Origin of the sequence: Streptomyces sp. S063 (genome assembly GCF_002832675.1) — a bacterium.
Taxonomy (GTDB): Bacteria; Actinomycetota; Actinomycetes; order Streptomycetales; family Streptomycetaceae; genus Streptomyces; species Streptomyces sindenensis.
This window is the reverse complement of the sequence record NZ_CP021707.1, coordinates 1,385,282-1,401,804: the sequence shown is the minus strand read 5'-3', so window position 1 is coordinate 1,401,804 and position 16,523 is coordinate 1,385,282. Positions and strand designations below refer to the sequence as shown.

16 protein-coding genes and 1 pseudogene are annotated in these 16,523 nt (G+C 73.0%); 10 read left to right on the top strand and 7 right to left on the bottom strand.

Annotated features, from left to right (window positions below; translation table 11 throughout):
• Positions 1 to 44: 44 nt before the first annotated feature.
• On the bottom strand, positions 45 to 1,034 hold the full coding sequence (locus CCZ36_RS06285; protein ID WP_069743187.1) for a hypothetical protein: 990 nt from the start codon (positions 1,032 to 1,034) through the stop codon (positions 45 to 47).
• Between the two features lie 288 nt (positions 1,035 to 1,322).
• On the opposite strand from CCZ36_RS06285, the gene CCZ36_RS06280 reads away from it, so the two are divergent.
• Complete coding sequence (locus CCZ36_RS06280; protein WP_128817175.1) at positions 1,323 to 1,649, top strand: DMT family transporter; 327 nt, start codon at positions 1,323 to 1,325, stop codon at positions 1,647 to 1,649.
• Complete coding sequence (locus CCZ36_RS06275) at positions 1,649 to 2,284, top strand: TetR/AcrR family transcriptional regulator (protein ID WP_069739494.1); 636 nt, start codon at positions 1,649 to 1,651, stop codon at positions 2,282 to 2,284. The genes CCZ36_RS06280 and CCZ36_RS06275 overlap by 1 nt, the downstream gene beginning before the upstream one ends.
• Before the next feature lie 18 nt (positions 2,285 to 2,302).
• On the opposite strand, the gene CCZ36_RS06270 is transcribed toward CCZ36_RS06275, so the two are convergent.
• A complete protein-coding gene (locus CCZ36_RS06270; protein WP_069739493.1) occupies positions 2,303 to 3,181 on the bottom strand; it encodes a winged helix-turn-helix transcriptional regulator in 879 nt (292 codons plus the stop codon).
• Between the two features lie 146 nt (positions 3,182 to 3,327).
• On the opposite strand from CCZ36_RS06270, the gene CCZ36_RS06265 reads away from it, so the two are divergent.
• Together CCZ36_RS06265 and dapD are read left to right on the top strand one after the other, a co-directional pair.
• Positions 3,328 to 4,572 carry an MFS transporter gene (locus CCZ36_RS06265; RefSeq protein WP_069739492.1) on the top strand — a complete coding sequence of 415 codons (1,245 nt, stop codon included), beginning with the start codon at positions 3,328 to 3,330 and terminating at the stop codon, positions 4,570 to 4,572.
• Positions 4,573 to 4,582: 10 nt separating this feature from the next.
• Positions 4,583 to 5,581, top strand: coding sequence for a 2,3,4,5-tetrahydropyridine-2,6-dicarboxylate N-succinyltransferase (gene dapD, locus CCZ36_RS06260; RefSeq protein ID WP_069739506.1), 999 nt, complete (start codon positions 4,583 to 4,585; stop codon positions 5,579 to 5,581).
• A 17-nt stretch (positions 5,582 to 5,598) separates the two neighbouring features.
• Here the strand turns inward: dapD and dapA are convergent, their stop codons facing one another.
• Positions 5,599 to 6,483, bottom strand: coding sequence for a 4-hydroxy-tetrahydrodipicolinate synthase (gene dapA, locus CCZ36_RS06255; RefSeq protein WP_069739491.1), 885 nt, complete (start codon positions 6,481 to 6,483; stop codon positions 5,599 to 5,601).
• 147 nt (positions 6,484 to 6,630) lie between these two features.
• Between dapA and CCZ36_RS06250 the strand changes: the two genes are divergently transcribed.
• The 4 genes from CCZ36_RS06250 (at position 6,631) to CCZ36_RS06235 (ending at position 10,256) form a co-directional block, all read left to right on the top strand.
• Positions 6,631 to 7,305, top strand: a complete 675-nt coding sequence (locus CCZ36_RS06250) for a DUF4232 domain-containing protein (RefSeq protein ID WP_128817174.1) — start codon at positions 6,631 to 6,633, stop codon at positions 7,303 to 7,305.
• Between the two features lie 203 nt (positions 7,306 to 7,508).
• A complete protein-coding gene (locus CCZ36_RS06245) occupies positions 7,509 to 8,222 on the top strand; it encodes an antibiotic biosynthesis monooxygenase (RefSeq protein ID WP_128817173.1) in 714 nt (237 codons plus the stop codon).
• 161 nt (positions 8,223 to 8,383) lie between these two features.
• Positions 8,384 to 9,841 (top strand): hypothetical protein, encoded by a 1,458-nt coding sequence (locus CCZ36_RS06240; RefSeq protein WP_069739490.1) that lies wholly within the window; start codon positions 8,384 to 8,386, stop codon positions 9,839 to 9,841.
• A gap of 184 nt (positions 9,842 to 10,025) precedes the next feature.
• A complete protein-coding gene (locus CCZ36_RS06235; RefSeq protein WP_003969918.1) occupies positions 10,026 to 10,256 on the top strand; it encodes a hypothetical protein in 231 nt (76 codons plus the stop codon).
• 63 nt (positions 10,257 to 10,319) lie between these two features.
• Here CCZ36_RS06235 and CCZ36_RS06230 read toward each other — a convergent pair whose 3' ends face one another.
• Together CCZ36_RS06230 and CCZ36_RS06225 are read right to left on the bottom strand one after the other, a co-directional pair.
• Positions 10,320 to 11,555: a TerD family protein gene (locus tag CCZ36_RS06230; protein WP_128817172.1), complete on the bottom strand. Its 1,236-nt coding sequence runs from the start codon at positions 11,553 to 11,555 to the stop codon at positions 10,320 to 10,322.
• 136 nt (positions 11,556 to 11,691) lie between these two features.
• On the bottom strand, positions 11,692 to 11,913 hold the full coding sequence (locus CCZ36_RS06225) for a hypothetical protein (protein WP_010070345.1): 222 nt from the start codon (positions 11,911 to 11,913) through the stop codon (positions 11,692 to 11,694).
• A 233-nt stretch (positions 11,914 to 12,146) separates the two neighbouring features.
• Here CCZ36_RS06225 and CCZ36_RS34715 point away from each other — a divergent pair, with 233 nt between their 5' ends.
• Both CCZ36_RS34715 and CCZ36_RS06220 read left to right on the top strand, forming a co-directional pair.
• Positions 12,147 to 12,311 carry a hypothetical protein gene (locus CCZ36_RS34715; protein WP_164873449.1) on the top strand — a complete coding sequence of 55 codons (165 nt, stop codon included), beginning with the start codon at positions 12,147 to 12,149 and terminating at the stop codon, positions 12,309 to 12,311.
• Positions 12,308 to 13,483 carry a hypothetical protein gene (locus tag CCZ36_RS06220; RefSeq protein ID WP_069739487.1) on the top strand — a complete coding sequence of 392 codons (1,176 nt, stop codon included), beginning with the start codon at positions 12,308 to 12,310 and terminating at the stop codon, positions 13,481 to 13,483. Before CCZ36_RS34715 ends, CCZ36_RS06220 begins: the two co-directional genes overlap by 4 nt.
• On the opposite strand, the pseudogene CCZ36_RS06215 reads toward CCZ36_RS06220, so the two are convergent.
• Positions 13,469 to 14,745: pseudogene (locus tag CCZ36_RS06215) on the bottom strand (MFS transporter). The gene CCZ36_RS06220 and the pseudogene CCZ36_RS06215 sit on opposite strands and share 15 nt — an antisense overlap.
• Before the next feature lie 290 nt (positions 14,746 to 15,035).
• The gene (locus tag CCZ36_RS06210) at positions 15,036 to 16,487 is read right to left on the bottom strand and encodes a peptidoglycan D,D-transpeptidase FtsI family protein (protein ID WP_069743195.1); all 1,452 of its coding nucleotides are present in this window, start codon (positions 16,485 to 16,487) and stop codon (positions 15,036 to 15,038) included.
• Positions 16,488 to 16,523 lie beyond the last annotated feature (36 nt).

Here is a 16,523-nt window from a genome sequence, read left to right as displayed (position 1 = left end):
CCGGGCAACACCGGCGGGCATGGCCGTTTCCGTGCGGCAGGCCGTCAGACGTGGGCGGGCGGCGGTGGCCCGTACTGCTCGGGCAGCGTCGAGGCCGCCGCCTCGGCGAGGACCGGGCCCAGGTTCTCCGTACGCATGCGGAGGTCGACGTAGAGCAGGCCGAGCACCAGCGGCGGGAAGATCGCCGTGAACAGCTGGGCGATCAGCTGACTGATGAACGACACCAGGATCAGACCGCCGAACAGGGCGATGAGCTCCCCGCCGCTCGGGTCGGTGCCCATCTCCTCGGGTTCGAACAGGCCGGGGAGCATGCCGATCATCTGGAACGGCATCTGGATCATGTAGCCGATCATGGACGCGAGCGCGTAGGCGAGCAGCCCGACGCCGAAGACCCGCCACCACGTGCCGCGCACCAGCTGGGCCGAGCGGCGCAGGGCCGCGACCGGGCGCTGGCCCTCGAAGACCACCACGGTCGGGGCCAGGGAGAACCGCACCCAGAGCCAGATCGCGAACGGGCCGATGAGCAGCGCGCCGATGAGGCCGGTCACGATCAGCGGCACGACGCCGTGCTCGTCCCCCAGCGAGATCGTGTAGATCATCAGCCCGGCGAAGCCGGCCAGGAAGAGCGCCATCGGGACGAGCATGATCAGCCCGGTCAGGAACACCGTGCCGATGACCGACCAGACCCGCGCCCACGCCCGCTTCCAGACCTCCCCGAAACGGATCGGCCGGCCGAGGACGGCCTCCTGGAGGACGACGGGAACCGCCGCCTGCACCACGGCCGACGCCAGCAGGTAGGCGATCAGGCCGACGACCATCAGCACACCGAACGCGACGCCCAGCGGGATCAGTTGCGCCGCGTCCGGAGACCCCGGGGAGTCGGAGGTCAGCTCGTCCCACTGGCTCGCGACGGCGGAGCCGGCCACCACCAGAGCGACGATCATCACGAGCGTCGCCGCGCCGAACAGCGTCAGCGCCATACCGATCAGCGGCTTCCAGTACCGCCCGAGCGTCGTGAAGGCGCCGCTGAGCATGTCCGAGATCCTCAGCGGCGCCAGGGGTATCACCCCCGGCTTGGGCGGTGCGGCCCATCCGCTGTGCCGGCCGCCGCCCGGTCCCTGCGCGCCCCCGTGGAAGGGCCCCCCACCGTGAGGTGCGCCCCCGTACGGGCCACCGCCCCACCCTGCATCCTGCGCCACTGCTTCTCCGTCGCGTCGTCGGCCCGGTCGGCCGGGCCGTTCGTTCAGTCGGCACACCGTAGCGCCCCTGACGCGGGCCGATGATATGTACGGACGTACGCAACGTTGAGTACAGTCGTACACATGGGATACGCATACGGACTGCTCGCCGGTGCCATCGCGGCGGAGGTGGCCGGGACGACGGCCATGAAGTACAGCGAGGGCTTCACCCGGCTCTGGCCCTCGATCGGCACGGTGGTGGGCTACCTCGTCGCCTTCACCCTGCTCGCCCAGACCCTCAAGACGCTCTCCGTGGGCACCGCGTATGCCATCTGGGCCGGCGTCGGCACCGCGGCCGTCGCCCTCATCGGAATCCTCTTCCTCGGGGAGTCCAGCAGCCTGGTCAAGATCGCGGGCATCGCCCTGATCGTCGCCGGGGTCGTCGTCCTGAACCTGGGAGGGGCCCACTGATGGCCCGCCGGTACGACCCCGGGCGGCGGACGCGGATCATCGACGCGGCGCTGTCCGTGATCGCGGCCGACGGCATCGCCGGGCTCAGCCATCGCACCGTTGCCGCCGAGGCCGATGTGCCGCTCGGCTCGACCACGTACCACTTCGCCTCGCTCGACGAACTCCTCGTCGCCGCCCTGCGCCGGTGCAACGAGAACTTCGTCCAGGCACTGCGCTCCAGCGGGCTCTTCGCCGAGGAGGGAGACGCCGGGCGGGATGAGAGAGACGCCGGACGGGATGAGGGGGATGCCGGGCGGCGTGAGGAGGGCGCCGAGAAGGGCGTGGAGGGAGCCGGCCTCGCGGAGGAGCTGACCCGGCTGCTCGAGGGGTGGTTCGCGGGTGAGCGCGGCGTGATCGAGCTGGAGTACGAGCTGTACCTCGCGGCCCTGCGCCGTCCCGCGCTGCGCCCCGTCGCCGCCGAGTGGACCGAGGAGGCCGTCGCGCTGCTGTCCCGGCGCACCGATCCGGAGACCGCTCGGGCCCTCGTCGCGCTGATGGACGGCGTCTGCCTCCAGGTCCTGCTGACCGGGGGAACGTTCGACGCGCCGTACGCCCGCGTGATGCTCGAGCGCATCGTCGCGGGCGGCGACGCCTGACCCCGTCGTGACCTCCGCTCAGGCCGCCCCGCGGCGCACCGTCTCCAGCGCCTCCCGCACGCTCGCCCCGATGTCCGTGATCGGGTACAGCACCTCGTGGATCGTCCGCTCCCGGTCCACCACCAGCGTCAGCCGCTTGAGTCTGCTCACGCCCGCCGCCCGGAACGTCGGCAGCCGCAGCGCCGCCGTCAGGGCCAGGTCCGCGTCCGAGAGCAGCGGGAAGCGCAGCCCTTCCTTCTCCGCGAACGCGCGCTGCTCGTCCGGGCGCTGCACGGACACCCCGTGCACCGTCGCGCCCGCCGCCGTAAAGTCGGCCAACTGGTCGCGGTACGTGCACGATTCGAGGGTGCAGCCGCTCGCCCCCGGAATCCCCGCCCAGCCCGGCGGATAGGCGTCGCGGGTGGCGTAGGCGCTGGGGAAGCAGTACAGGACGGTGTACGGGGTGCCGGCGACCGGGTCGTGGAGCCGGCCGTCGTCCCCCGGCAGCCGCAGCTCCGGCAGCCGCGTCCCCTTGAGCGCCCGCACCCGGGCCGCCTCCTGCGAGGCCTCCGTCGTCGTGGCCATCGTCTCCCCTTCTCCCAGTACCCAGGTGTCGCCCCAGTCCTGGAGCGCGATCAGCACGGGCAGCAGGGCCCGGCCGCGCGGGGCCAGGCGGTACTCGTACCGGACCGGGCGGTCCTGGTACGGCTCCCGCGTCAGCACGCCGGCGTCGACCAGCAGACGCAGCCGCTCGGTCAGCACCTTGCGCGAGACGCCCAACTCCCGCTGGAGCGCGTCGAACCGGTGCACCCCGCGCGCGGTGTCCCGCACGATCAGCAGCGTCCACCAGTCGCCCACGACGTCGAGCGCCTGGGCGATCGAGCAGTCGGCGTCGGCAAGGCTGGTGCGCTGGGGCATGGTCGTCCTCCGGTTGTGGCCGCTGTCCGCCCCGCCCACCCCGCCGGGGCCTTTCGGTTGACCCCGATGGAATCATGCTGCCATAGTCAGTTCCCATAAGGAACTCACTGGCGTGTGCGGCGGGGTCGTCCAGAGGGGGGCGGGGGATGGGCATGGTGCGCGGAGTGCCGCGGACGGTACGGCTGCTGGCGCTGGGGGCATTCCTCAACGCCGTCGTCAGCTTCACCTTCGTCTATCTCTTCGTGTACCTCGTCGGGCCGCGCGGCCTGAGCGTCACCCAGGCCGGAGTGATCAGCGGCGTCGGCGGCATCGGCCTGGTCGCGGGGAACTTCACCGGCGGCTGGTTCGGCGACCGTTTCGGCCACCGCCGCGCCCTGCTGACCGGCGCCTGTGCGAGCGGCGCGGCGCTCGTCGTCCTGCCCGTCCTGCCGGTCGCCGCCCTGTACGCGGTGCTTCCGGTCGCCCAGTACGCGGCGGGCGTCGTCCGCGCCGCCAACGCCGCACTCGTCGCGGTCTCCGTACCCGGGGGCGGAAGCCGCCGCCAGAGCTTCGCCCTCTTCCGGTTCGCCTCCAACGGCGGCTTCGCCATCGGCCCGCCGCTCGGCGCACTGGTCGCCACCCGCTTCTCGTACGACTGGCTCTTCGTCGCCGACGGCCTCGGCACCCTGCTCTTCGCGCTCTACGCCGCCCGGATCCTGCCGGCCCGCGGCAGCGCCCACGCGGTGCGCTCCCATGACCCGGACGCCCCGGGCCTCTGGCGTGAACTGCGGGCCAGGCCGGCCGTCCTGGTGCTGCTCGCCGCGATCGTGGTCGTCGACGTCGTCTACCGGCAGCAGTACTCGACCCTGCCGGTCTTCCTCACCGACCAGGGGCACACCACCCAGCTCTACGGCTGGCTGCTCGCCATCAACGGCGGCGTCATCCTCTGCCTCGAACTGCCCGCCGCCCACGCCCTGCGCCGCCGCACCCCACTCGGCCTCGTCGGTGCCGGACTCCTGCTCGTCGGGCTCGGCTACGCCGTCCTGATCCCCGGCGCGGGCGTGCTCTTCGCCGTCACCATGATGCTCTCGCTGACCCTCGGTGAGATCCTCTACAAGACCCCCGCCACCGCCTACGTCGCCGACCAGGCGCCCGGCCACGCCCAGGGCCGCTTCCAGAGCCTGTACGCCGGTGCGTCGATCAGCGGGCAGGTGCTCGCCCCACCGCTCGGGGCCGCCCTGTACGCGGCGGCGCCCGGGCTGCTCTGGCCGCTCTGCGCCCTGCTCGCGGCGACCGCCGGGGGAGCGGTGCTGGCGGCGCGACGGCTCCCCGGGCCCAGGGAGCGGGCGCGGGTGACGGGAAAGGGGCCGCACGCTGAGACCGGTTCGCCCGAGCGGGCCCCGGCCGGTTAGGTTGCTGTTCATGACCGACACGACTTCCCAGGGTTCTGCCCGTACCACCGGCGCCGTCGCCGCCGGCCTCGCCACCGTCGCCGGTGACGGCACCGTCCTCGACACCTGGTTCCCCGCCCCCGAGCTGACCTTGGACCCCGGCCCGGCCGGTACGCAGCGGCTCACCCCGGACGAGGCCGTGAACCGGCTCGGTGAGGGCGCCGCCAAGGCGATCGGCGTGGACGCCCGGCGCGGCGTCGAGATCGTCGCCGTGTCCACGGTCATCTCCTCGCTCGACGACAAGCCGCTCGACGCGCACGACGCCTACCTGCGCCTGCACCTGCTCTCGCACCGGCTCGTCCAGCCGCACGGCCAGAACCTCGACGGCCTCTTCGGGCTGCTCGCCAACGTCGCCTGGACCTCGCTCGGCCCGGTCGCCGTCGACGACCTGGAGCGGGTGCGGCTCAACGCCCGCGCCGAGGGCCTGCACCTCCAGGTCACCTCGGTCGACAAGTTCCCGCGCATGACGGACTACGTGGCCCCCCAGGGCGTCCGCATCGCCGACGCGGACCGCGTCCGGCTCGGCGCGCACCTCGCCGCCGGGACCACCGTCATGCACGAGGGCTTCGTCAACTTCAACGCGGGCACGCTCGGCACCTCCATGGTCGAGGGCCGGATCTCCGCGGGCGTCGTCATCGGCGACGGCTCCGACATCGGCGGCGGCGCCTCCACCATGGGCACCCTCTCCGGCGGCGGCAAGGAGCGCATCATCATCGGCGAGCGCTGCCTGGTCGGCGCCGAGGCGGGCGTCGGCATCGCGCTGGGCGACGAGTGCGTCGTCGAGGCCGGTCTGTACGTCACCGCCGGTACGCGCGTCACGCTGCCGGACGGTCAGGTCGTCAAGGCCCGCGAGCTGTCCGGCGCCTCGAACATCCTCTTCCGCCGCAACTCGGTCACCGGCACCGTCGAGGCCCGCCCGAACAACGCGGTCTGGGGCGGCCTGAACGAGGTCCTGCACGCCCACAACTGAGCCGTTCGCTCTCCGCCTCAGCAGGCGGCGAGGAGTTCCTCGTACGCCTTCCGCAGCCCGTCGGCCGCCTCGCGCCCGGCGGGCTGCAGCGGTTCCCGGACCGGGCCCGCGTCCAGGAGCGCCTTCGCCGTGACGGTGCCGGGCAGCCCGCTCGCCATCATCAGCTCGACGAGCCGGGCCGTGAGTCCGTTGAGCCGGGCCGCCTCGTCGGTGCGGCCCGCGTCGAACGCGTCCAGCGGCGCCCGCATCTGGCGAGGGGCCACGTTCGCGACCGTACTGACACAGCCCGCGCCGCCCACCGCGTACAGCGGCAGGTTCAGCTCCTCGCTGCCCGAGTAGTACGCCAGCGAAGTGCGGGCCAGCACCTTCGTCGCGCCGAGCAGGTCGTAGGAGCAGTCCTTCACCGCGACCACCCGCGGGTGGTCCGCCAGCCGCAGCAGGGTCTCCGGCTCGATCCGGACGCCGGTGCGGCCGGGGATGTCGTACAGCATCAGCGGCAGACCGGTGGACTCGGCCACCCGCAGGAAGTACGCCTCGACGGCGGCCTGCGGCGGGCGGCTGTAGTACGGGCTCACCACCAGCAGCCCGTCGGCGCCCGCCTCCTCGGCCTCCCGGGCCAGGCGCAGGGTGGACGCCGTGTCCGGGCCGCCGACGCCGGAGAGCAGCGGCACCCCGTCGCCGACCTCGGCCCGGACGGCCCGCAGCAGGGCGGACTTCTCGGCGCCGGTCGTGGTGGGGGACTCGCCCGTGGTGCCGCTGAGGACGATCCCGTCGCAGCCCTCGGCCACCAGGCGCGCGGCGTGTGCGCGGGCGGCGTCCGGGTCCAGGGCGCCGGTGGCGGTGAAGGGTGTGATCATGGCGCAGAGCGTGCGGCCGAAGGGGCGCGGTGGGGTGGTGGTCATGGAGGCAGTCTCAACGCCCGGAACCGTAAAGGTCCACTTAGATCTCCTTGTGGTGAACGGCAAGAGCTGCTGAAGAGTGGGGACCGCTGCCGTTCCTCTGACACGATCGAACGCGCGGACGACCGGCCGCGGCGAGGGGTGGGCGACATGAGTGATGGCGTACGGGTACGGAGACGGGTCCGGGTGGCCCTGCCGGCGGCGGCACTGACGGCACTGACCGGCTGTTCCGGCTTCCTCGTCCCCGCCGGCGAGGGCGAACGGCCGGACCCCACCCCGTCCGCCTCCGCGTCCGGGCCCGGCATCGTCCGCGCCGAGACGCTGCCCCCGACCCCCACGCCGGGGGCGGACGCGCCCGCCTACGGCGCCCCCGCGCAGACCGGCCCGACCCCCGCCCCGCCCGGGACGTGCCCCACCTCCGGGGTCGTGGTGGACATGGGCCCGGTGGAGACCGGAATGATGCACCGGGCCGTCGTGCTCACCCTCACCAACTGCGGCCGCAAGCCCTACGCCGTCGACGGCTACCCCTGGGTCCAGGCCCTCGGCGAGGACGGCAACCCACTCCCCGTCAAGGTCAACCAGGACGGCTCGTACTTCGGCAGCGACCCGGGCCCCGAAAAGCTGCTCCTCGACCCCGGCCTCACCGTGAAATCGATCCTCGCCTGGGTCTCCACACCCGAGGGCGGCGACCTCGTCGAGGGTGACGCCCTGGCCATCTCGGCCGCCCCCGGCCTCCCGGTGCGGGTCTTCCCGCTGGAGGGCCACGACATCCGGCTGATGGACGAACTCAACACGACGGCCTGGCGGACCGAACTCGGCGGCTGACGCCGGGAGATCACAGGTGATCACGGCACAGCCCGGGAGCGGGCCCACCGGCGGATCGCACCCGCGCCCCTCACGCCCTGGGCGAACGCGGTACGGCGGCATCCGATGACATCCGGCGGAACGGCCTTGACCTCAACCGAACTTGAGGTGTGAACGTGGTGGTCACGCGCACCGAGCGGTGCGTGCGAGAGGGGAACGCCGTCATGACCACGCACTTCACCGACCGCCCCGACCCGGCCCGCGCCGACGCCCGGATCGCCAAGGCCAGCACCTGGAACGTCGGGACACCGCAGCGGCAGCAGGACGCCGTCCACGCGATCCGGAAGGCCTGGGGGAGCCGGGAGTGGCCGCATCCCGGGCTGCTCTCCTACAGCGTCTACGCCGGGGAGGACGGCGCGACCCTGCTGCACTACTCCCAGTGGACCGGCGAACAGGCCTACCAGGACTTCGTACGGGAGGAGCGCGACGCCCGCAACGCCGAGATCGACGCGGCCGTTCCCGGTATCGAACGGCTCGCGCTGCACACGTACGAGCTGTACCGCTCCGGGCCGAGGGCCGAGGGCGACACCCGGGAGACCGGCTGCGTCGTCATCGTCGACGTCGAGTTCGACGGGCCCGACGCGGCGCGCCAACGCGACTGGGTGGACAGCGTGTTCGAGGCGCTCGGCGAGGAGGAGAGCCTGCCTGCCGGCGGCATCGCCGCACACTTCCATGCCGGCACCGACGGCACCCGGGTCCTCAACTACGCCGAGTGGGAGAGCGCCGAGCACCACATCGCGGCTCTCGCCGCACCCGGGGAGGGCGTCGGATCCCCGTCCCCGCTCTGGGAACGCGTCCAGAAGTACCCGGGCATGACCGGCGGCGGCGTGCACCGCTACACGCCCGTGCTCAGCATGGAACCGGGCGGGGGCGCGTAAGAGGGGCAAGCGGTCGAAGCCTCGGGCGGCATGCGGGGAAAGCGAACGAGGGCAAGCGGTCGAAGCCGTGGGCGGCATGCGGTGAAATGCGTCTAGGCTTGGGCGGCTGAACCGCGTACGCACTCCGTACGCCCCCGAGCACGCACCGAGGAGAACCCCCGATGTCCGCAGAGCGCCCCTCCCTGCCGCCGGTGCGGCTCAACTCCGAGGCCGAACTGGCACGGGACGCGCTCGCCGCTCCGCTGTTCGTCCGGGCCGTCAGGCTCGCCCGGTGGGCCGGCCCCGACACCCGGGTCGGCGCCGGCGGCGAACTCGTCGAGGCGCAACTGCCCGCCGCCGCCGAGCACCTCGGGCTCCCGGCCGACGACGACGGCGCCGCGTACGCCAGCGAGGCCTGGCGGCTCGCCGTGGACACCGGCCTCCTCGACGTCACCGACCCCGAGGAGGACGGCGCCGAGGGCACCGCCTCCGCGGGCGAGAACCTGGCCCTGCTCACCGGCGGCTCCCCCCAGGACGTCCTGTCCATCTGGCTCGACGGTCTGGACGCCGTGCACGCTGACGCCACCGCGCCCGTCCTGGACGACTTCACGGACCTCGTCGGCGAGGACGGCTCGATCGACTTCGACGCCCTGGACTGGGACCCGGAGGCCGAGGCGGAATTCCTCGACGGCGTCCTCGGCAACCTCTACCTGCTCACCCTCGCGGACAACGGCGCGGGCGAAGGACCGGTCCCGCTGCCCGCCCTCGCCGCGTCGATGATCGTCCCCGACGACATGGGCGAGCCCACCGACGACATCCTGGAGCAGGTATCGGAGGCGATGATGCGCCTCGACGACCAGTTCCGGCTCCTCGAACCCATCGGGATCGTCGAGTACCGGCCGGTCGACGAGACGCTGATGGTCGAGGAGGACGAGGCACCGGTGGACGCCGTCGGGGGCGACGAGGACGACGTCACCCGTTACGGCATGGTCAAACTCACCCCCCTCGGTCTCTACGGCATCCGCGCCCGGATGCTGGAGGCCGGGGTGGACGCCCCCGCCGTGGGCGACCTCGCGGGCAAGGGCGCGGACGCTCTCCTCGACGGCATCGCCCACTACCCCGAGTCCGCCGCCCGCGCCGAGGTCAAGCTCTGGCTCGCGGGGTACGCCGACGGCGCGGTGTCGGCGGCGGCCGAACTGCTGGCCGCCGCGCGCGGCACGGACGAGGGCGGACCGCTGCGCCGCCTCCACTGCCAGCAGGCCCTCGCCCTGGCCGGCCCCGAGGCGGAGCCCGCCGTACGCGCGGTGCTCGGCGACCGGGAACTGGGCGGCCTCGCCCGCGTCTGGCTCGCGGAGCGCGGCGCCGCCGACGTGCCCGCCCCGCCGGAGGACATGATCTTCTGGCTGGCCATCGACACCATCGCCGCCCACCTGGACGCGGACGGCGAGCTGGACGAGCTCCAGGGTCTGATCGAGGGCCTCTCCGCCCAGCACAGCGGCTTCTTCGACGAGGTCTGGCGCGTCGACCACCCGGCCACCGCCGATGTGCTGGAGGCCATGGGCCGTCTCCACAGCGACAAGAAGGCCGCCAAGGACGCCCGCAAGGCGGCGTTCAAGGCCCGGTCGCGCGCGGGCGGCTGAGGGAGCTCGCACCACCACACGTTCGGGGTGCTTTTCCGGCGCCCCGTTCGGTGGGGTTCTGCCGCCGGAGGCCGGGGAAAGTGCTGCCCGGGCCGGGCGGCGCGGGTCACGAATGCGGTACGTCTGGGCGTCGAGCGGCAGACGGGCATGGCGTCGGGCCTTCACAGGGCGCATACTCGACTTGATGAAACAGTCAGCCGGTTCCCGGCGTCACCTGCCGTCCAGTCCCTTCAACCGCCCGGCCCAGGAGGCCCCACCGGTCGAATGCTTCGATGTGGGCGACAGGGTGTCGCACGACCAGTTCGGACTCGGCAGGATTCTCGCTGTCGAGGGCGACAATGACGCGGTCCTCATCGACTTCTCGGGGCGACAGGGAAGGATCCTGAGCCCCTACTCCAAGCTCACCAAGCTCTGAGACGCCCGCCTTCTCCGTATCCGGGGCACCTGAACCCAGCCGGTTCAGGTGCCCCGGACACGTCTAGAGGGCCTGGGCGGCGGGCTTCACCATGCCCCGCACGGTGCGCGACTTCACGAACTCGCCCATCGCGGTCATCTCCCACTCGCCAGTGAACTGCTTGATCAGCTTGGCCATCATCACGCCGGTCTGCGGCTCGGCGCCGGTGAGGTCGAAGCGGACCAGTTCCTCGCCGGAGGCGTCGTCGATCAGCCGGCAGTAGGCCTTGGCGACCTCGGTGAACTTCTGGCCGGTGAACGAGTTCACGGTGAAGACCAGGCCCGTCGCATCGGCGGGGATCCGGCCGAGGTCCACGACGATCGTCTCGTCGTCGCCCGCGCCCTCACCGGTGAGGTTGTCCCCGGAGTGCTTGATCGCCCCGTTGAGGATGGTCAGCTTGCCGAAGTAGCAGCTGTCCAGGTGGTTGCGGTTGGGGCCGTAGGCGATCACCGACGCGTCCAGGTCGATGTCCTTGCCGCGGAACGCGGGCTCCCAGCCCAGGCCCATCCTGACCCGCGAGAGCAGCGGTGCGCCGCCCTTCACGAGGGACACGGTCTGGTTCTTCTGGAGGTTGACCCGGCCCTTGTCCAGGTTGATCTTCCCGGAGCCCGCGGCGGGCGCCGCCGGGGGAGCGGGCGGGGCGGGCGGGGCGATCCTCGGGTCGACGGGGGCGGCGACCGGGGCCGGGGGCTGGGGCGCGACCGGGGCGGGGGCCGCCGGAACCGGAGGCGCGACCGGGGCCGCGACCGGGGCCGCGGGCTCCTCGACCGAGACGCCGAAGTCCGTGGCGATGCCGGCCAGCCCGTTCGCGTAGCCCTGGCCGACCGCGCGGGCCTTCCAGGCGCCGTTGCGCAGGTAGACCTCGATGACCACGAGCGCCGTCTCGGCGCCCAGCTGCGGCGGGGTGAAGGTGGCGAGCGCGCTGCCGTCGTCCGCGTTGCGCACGGTGGCGGTGGGCTCGATGCCCTGGAAGGTCTGGCCCGCGGCGTCCGGGCTCGCGGTCACGACGATCTTCTCGATGCCCGGCGGCACGGCGGTGGTGTCCACCACGATCGCGTCGGGCGCCGAGCCCCCGCCGGCGCGGTAGGTCACGCCGGGGCCCGAGGGCTGGTTGTAGAAGATGAAGTCGTCGTCGGAGCGCACCTTGCCGTCGGCGGTGAGCAGCAGGCCCGAGACGTCGAGCCGCACCGGAGCGGCGACGTCCACCGCCACACGGGCGGCGGAGAGGGGAATGTTCGAGCCGGGGGTCATTGCGGTCATGCACGGAGTAACGAACGACCCGGCTTTGCCGTTCCCTTACCTTTCCCTCTGTCCACCAGATGCTTTTCGGCCGTCCGGCAGCGGTACCCCGGCGGCCCGGAAACGGCTCAGCGGCGGTCGGCGGCCCGGAAACGGCTCAGCGGCGGTTGCGCGGGTGGTTGCGGGCCGTGCGCTCGTTGCCGTGCTTGTACGCGCCCGTCCAGCGCGCCATCACCAGCTGTGCGTCGCCCGACACCACCTCGGCCAGGAACTTCTCCGCCCGGCCGCCGCGCAGCGTGCCCGCGGGCCTGCCGTGGTGGGTGATGGTGACGCTCTGGTCGCCCTGCTGTTCGTACTGGAATCCGGAAGGTCTCGGCATGGCCGTATCCTGCCCGCCCGGACGCCTCCGCGTCGCCCGGATTTCCGTCGACCCGGCCTCTCCGTTGCTGGCTGACATGCACATGGGTGGGCGGCAGCTAAAGGTGAGTGACGGCGATGTCAAGAGCCGCCTCCGCCTTGACCTGTTGCTGAAAGCTGTCTTAGCGTGACGGTGTTCAGAAATATGTACATCGATCAGACTTGTGCACGCCTGAATCTGCTCAGGGAGCGCCCGTGACCTCAGCCCCCCTCGCCGCCCGGCTCCGCGAAGTCGCCGGGGCGCCCTTCTTTCCCGTGACCGCGTTCGCCCCCGACATCGCGCGGGTCGAGGCCGGGGTCCGACACTCCGCTGAGGGGTACTCCGACGAGGGGCACGCCGCTTCGGGAGGCCGGGCGTGAAGGCGGGCGTCTTTCTCTATCCCTGGGACGTCGTCGGGGACCCGGACGCAGCCGGCCGGATCGCCGGGCTCGGTGTCCGGCAGGTCACCCTGGCCTCCGCCTACCACTCCACCCGCGCCCTCACCCCCCGCCACCCCGCCCACCGCATCGTGACCGCCGAGCACGCCGCCGTCCTCTACCCGCCGGACCCGGACCGCTGGGCGGGCCGGGCCCTCGCCCCGTACCGCCAGACGTGGACGCCCGGCGACGATCCGTACGGGGAGGCCGCCGAGGTGCTGGCCGCCGCGGGCCTGGAGGTGCACAGCTGGGTGGTCCTCGCGCACAGCTCCCGGCTCGGCGCGGAACACCCGGACACCTCGGTGGTCAACGCCTACGGTGACCGCTACCCCTGGGCGCCCTGCATCGCCCGCCCCGACGTGCGTGACCACCTCGTGGACCTCGCGGCGGAAGCCGCCGCCCGGCCCGGCGCGCGCGGCACCGAACTGGAGTCCTGCGGCTGGTACGGCTTCGCCCACCTCCACGCCCACGACAAGGTGGCGGGCGTCGGTCTCGGCGACGCGGCGCAGTATCTGATGTCGCTGTGCTTCTGCACGGTGTGCCGCGAGGGGTACGGGGACGTGGGCGTCGACCCGGAGGCGCTGTCCGCCGCCGTACGCCGGGCCCTGGAGCCGGCCTGGTCCGGCGGCGGGTCCCGGGAGTCCGGCCGCGACGGCATCGCGCGGCTGCTCGGGCCGACGTCCGCGGACGCCACCCTGCGATGGCGCGGCCGGGTGGCCCGCGCGTTCCAGGAAGCGGCCGTCGCGGCCGTACGGGCGGCGGCCCCGCCCGGCTTCCAGGTGCTGCTGCACGCCGACCCCGTGCCGTACCGAACGGGGGCCAACGTCGGTGTCGAACCGGACCACATCCTCGCCGTGGCCGACGGGGTGGTGCTGCCCTGCACCGGGGCCGACGCCGTACGGGAGGCGGTCCTCGGGCCGTTCGCCGGGCGCGGCGGAGTGCGTGCCGCCAACTTCGGGGTCGTCACCGGGATGGGTGGCAGCCCCCACACCCTGGAGCGCGACGCGGCCCACGCCGCCTCGCTCGGCGCGGACCAACTGCGCCTGTACCACGCGGGACTGGCCTCCGGCCCGGACCTGGAGGCGGTCGCCGCCGCACTCTCACGGCTGGGGTGAGGCGGGGCCGGCCCCCGGCCCGGACGGTGCGGGCCCGGTTGCCGGGTCCATGGCCCCGGGGGCTCCCCGGCGCAGTCGTGCGCCCGCCGCCAGGGCCACCGCGGCCAGCACCCCCGCAGCCCCGGCCGACGCCGTCAGCACCCGCACATCCACCACCGCGACGAGCCCCGCCCCCAGGGCCAGGGCCACCGCGTTGGGCGCCGTCATCAGTGAGCCCGCCGTCGCCGCCGTACACCCCAGCACCGCGTCCGGCGTCTCCCGCTGCACCGCCGTCATCGCCGCGACCAGCACGCACGGCAGGCCGAACCCGATCGCCGCGCTCGCCCCCAGCGCCACCGCGTCCGGCTCCACCGTCCGCGCCCCGACCCCCAGCGCGAACAACGCGATCCCGCCCGCCGCGAACACCCGCTGGGGCAGCCGGCGCAGCAGCGGGCCCGCCAGCACCCCGACCGCCACCGAACCCGCGCCCTGCACCGCGTACAGCACGCCCGCGTACGCCGGGGCCCGGCCGAGCACCTCGTCGACGTACGCGAAGGTCACGGCCCCGTTCACGCCCGCCAGCAGCATCGTGACCGCCCCCGCCGTCACCAGCGGGCGCAGCACGGCCGAGGCGCGGATCCGCCGCACCCCGGCGGTGAGGTCATCGCGCCGGGAACCCGCCGGGGCCGGGCCCCGAGGCGGACTCATCACCGGCAGCCGGGCGAGGACCAGGGCGGCCAGCGCGCACGTCGCCGCCGCCGACAGAGCCACGGCCGGACCGCCGAACCGTACGTACAGCCCCGCGCCCGCCAGCGGGGCGACCAGCTTCATGCCCTCGTTGGCCGTCATCCGCAACCCGTTGAAATCCGCCAGCAGCGAGGCGGGCACGGTCCCCGCGACGAGCGCCGCCTCCGCCGCGTCGAGCACGACGCCGATCGCCCCGTATAGCGCCAGCACCGCGAAGAGCAGCCACACGGTGCGGCCGGAGTCCACCAGCACCAGGGGACCAGCAGGCAGGCCATCACCAGATTGCCCCGCACCAGCAGCACCTTCCGGCCCATCCGGTCCGCGAGCGCGCCGAGCGCCGGGCCGGCCAGCACCGGCGCCCACATCGCGCACACCGTCAGCGCCGCCAGACTGTTCGACCCGGTCAGCGACTTGACCCAGATGCCCGCCGTGAGCCACATCGCCGACGTACCGAAACCGGAGACGACCACCCCCGCGAGACAGCGCCCCGCCGTCCGGTCCCGCAGAACCCTCACCACCGCCGAACCGCCACCCATGCCGCCGCCGTCCTCTCCGCTCCATGCTCCGAGCCGCGCATCCGCGCTGTGTGCGGCTCATGGTGGGGAGTAAGGCCGTCCGGCGGCATCGGGCGGATGCCCTAGGTGTCCTCGGACGTCCTCCGCGGGCATCGCCACCGCCGGGGCCATCCCCGTGCCTCCCCCACGTCGCACGTCGGCACGCCGGCCCGCCGGACACGTCGGCACGTCGGCGTCCCGGGACCGGCCGGGGCGCCGAATAGGCTGAAAGTGAGCTCAGTTGTGGGGCCCGGGGGCTCTCGGCCACGAGCTCACCCCTCCAGCGCCGCCTTCATCATCTTCTGCGCGATCGGCGCGGCCAGCCCGTTGCCGCTGACCTCGGAGCGCGCCGAGCCGGAGTCCTCGACGATCACCGCGACCGCGACCTCCTTGCCGCCGCGCTCGTCCTTCGCGTACGAGGTGAACCAGGCGTACGGGGTGTTGCTGTTGTCCACACCGTTCTGCGCGGTGCCGGTCTTCCCGCCGACCTCGGCCCCGGCGATCTTCGCGTTGGTACCGGTGCCCTTCTCGACCACGGTCACCATCGCGCTGCGCAGCTGCTCGGCGGTCTCCTCCTCCACCACGCGCTTCGTGTCCCCGTCCTCGGCCTCCTCCAGCACCGTGCCGTCCCCGTCGGTCACCGACGACACCATGTGCGGCGCCGCCAGCTCACCGCCGTTGGCCAGCGCCGAGGTGACCATCGCCATCTGGAGGGGGGTCGCGGTGACCTCGAACTGGCCGATCCCCGTCAGCGCCGTCTGCGCCTGGTCCATGCCGGTCGGATACACGCTCTTCGCCGCCCGCACCGGGACGTCCAGCTTCTCGGTGTCGAAGCCGAACGCGTCCGCCATCTCCTTGACCTTGTCCTGGCCGAGGTCGGCCGCCGCTTTCGCGAAGACGTTGTTGCAGGAGTACTGGAGCGCGGTGCGCAGCGTCGCGTTCTCGCAGGGCGCGGACGCGTTCTCGTTGCGCAGGATCGTGCTGGTGCCGGGCAGGGTGTACGGGTCGGGGCTGTCGGTGCGCTCGTCGACCGAGCCGTAGAGGCCGTTCTCCAGCGCCGCCGCCGCGACCACCAGCTTGAAGGTGGAGCCCGGTGCCAGCGGCTGCCGCAGCGCCCGGTTGACCAGCGGCTTGTCCGGATCGTCCAGCAGCTTCCGCCAGGCGTCCCCGTCCGTCGTCCCGCTGATCTTCGAGGGGTCGTACGAGGGGGTCGAGACCATGCCGAGGATCCGGCCGGTCTTCGGGTCGATCGCCACCGCCGCGCCCTTGTCGTCGCCGAGCGCCTCGTACGCCGCCTTCTGGACGCCCGGGTCGATGGTGGTGAGGACGTTGCCCGGCTTCGCCTGCCCGCCGGTGATCAGGTCCTTCGGGTTCTTCAGCCGGTCGTCCGTGCCGTCCAGGACGTCGCTGTGAATGCCTTCGAGCTGGGTCGCCCCGTACGCCTGCGAGCTGTAGCCGGTGACGGCCGCGTACAGCTCGCCCTGGGTGTACGTGCGCTTGTGGCGGAGGTCGCCACCCCTGGTCCCCTTCGATCCGGTGACCGGCGAACCGGCCACGATGATGTCCCCGAGCGGCTGCGCGTACCGCGCGATCGTGTTCCGCCGGTTGTGCTCGTCGTCTGCGAGCGCCTTGGCCCCGTAGCCCTGCACCCACGTCGCCCGCACCAGCAGGGCGAGCACCATGAGCAGGCAGAAGACCGAAGCGCGCCTGATTGTCTTGTTCATCCCGCTGGAGGGACGAGCGGGCCCGCTTTGGCCGTT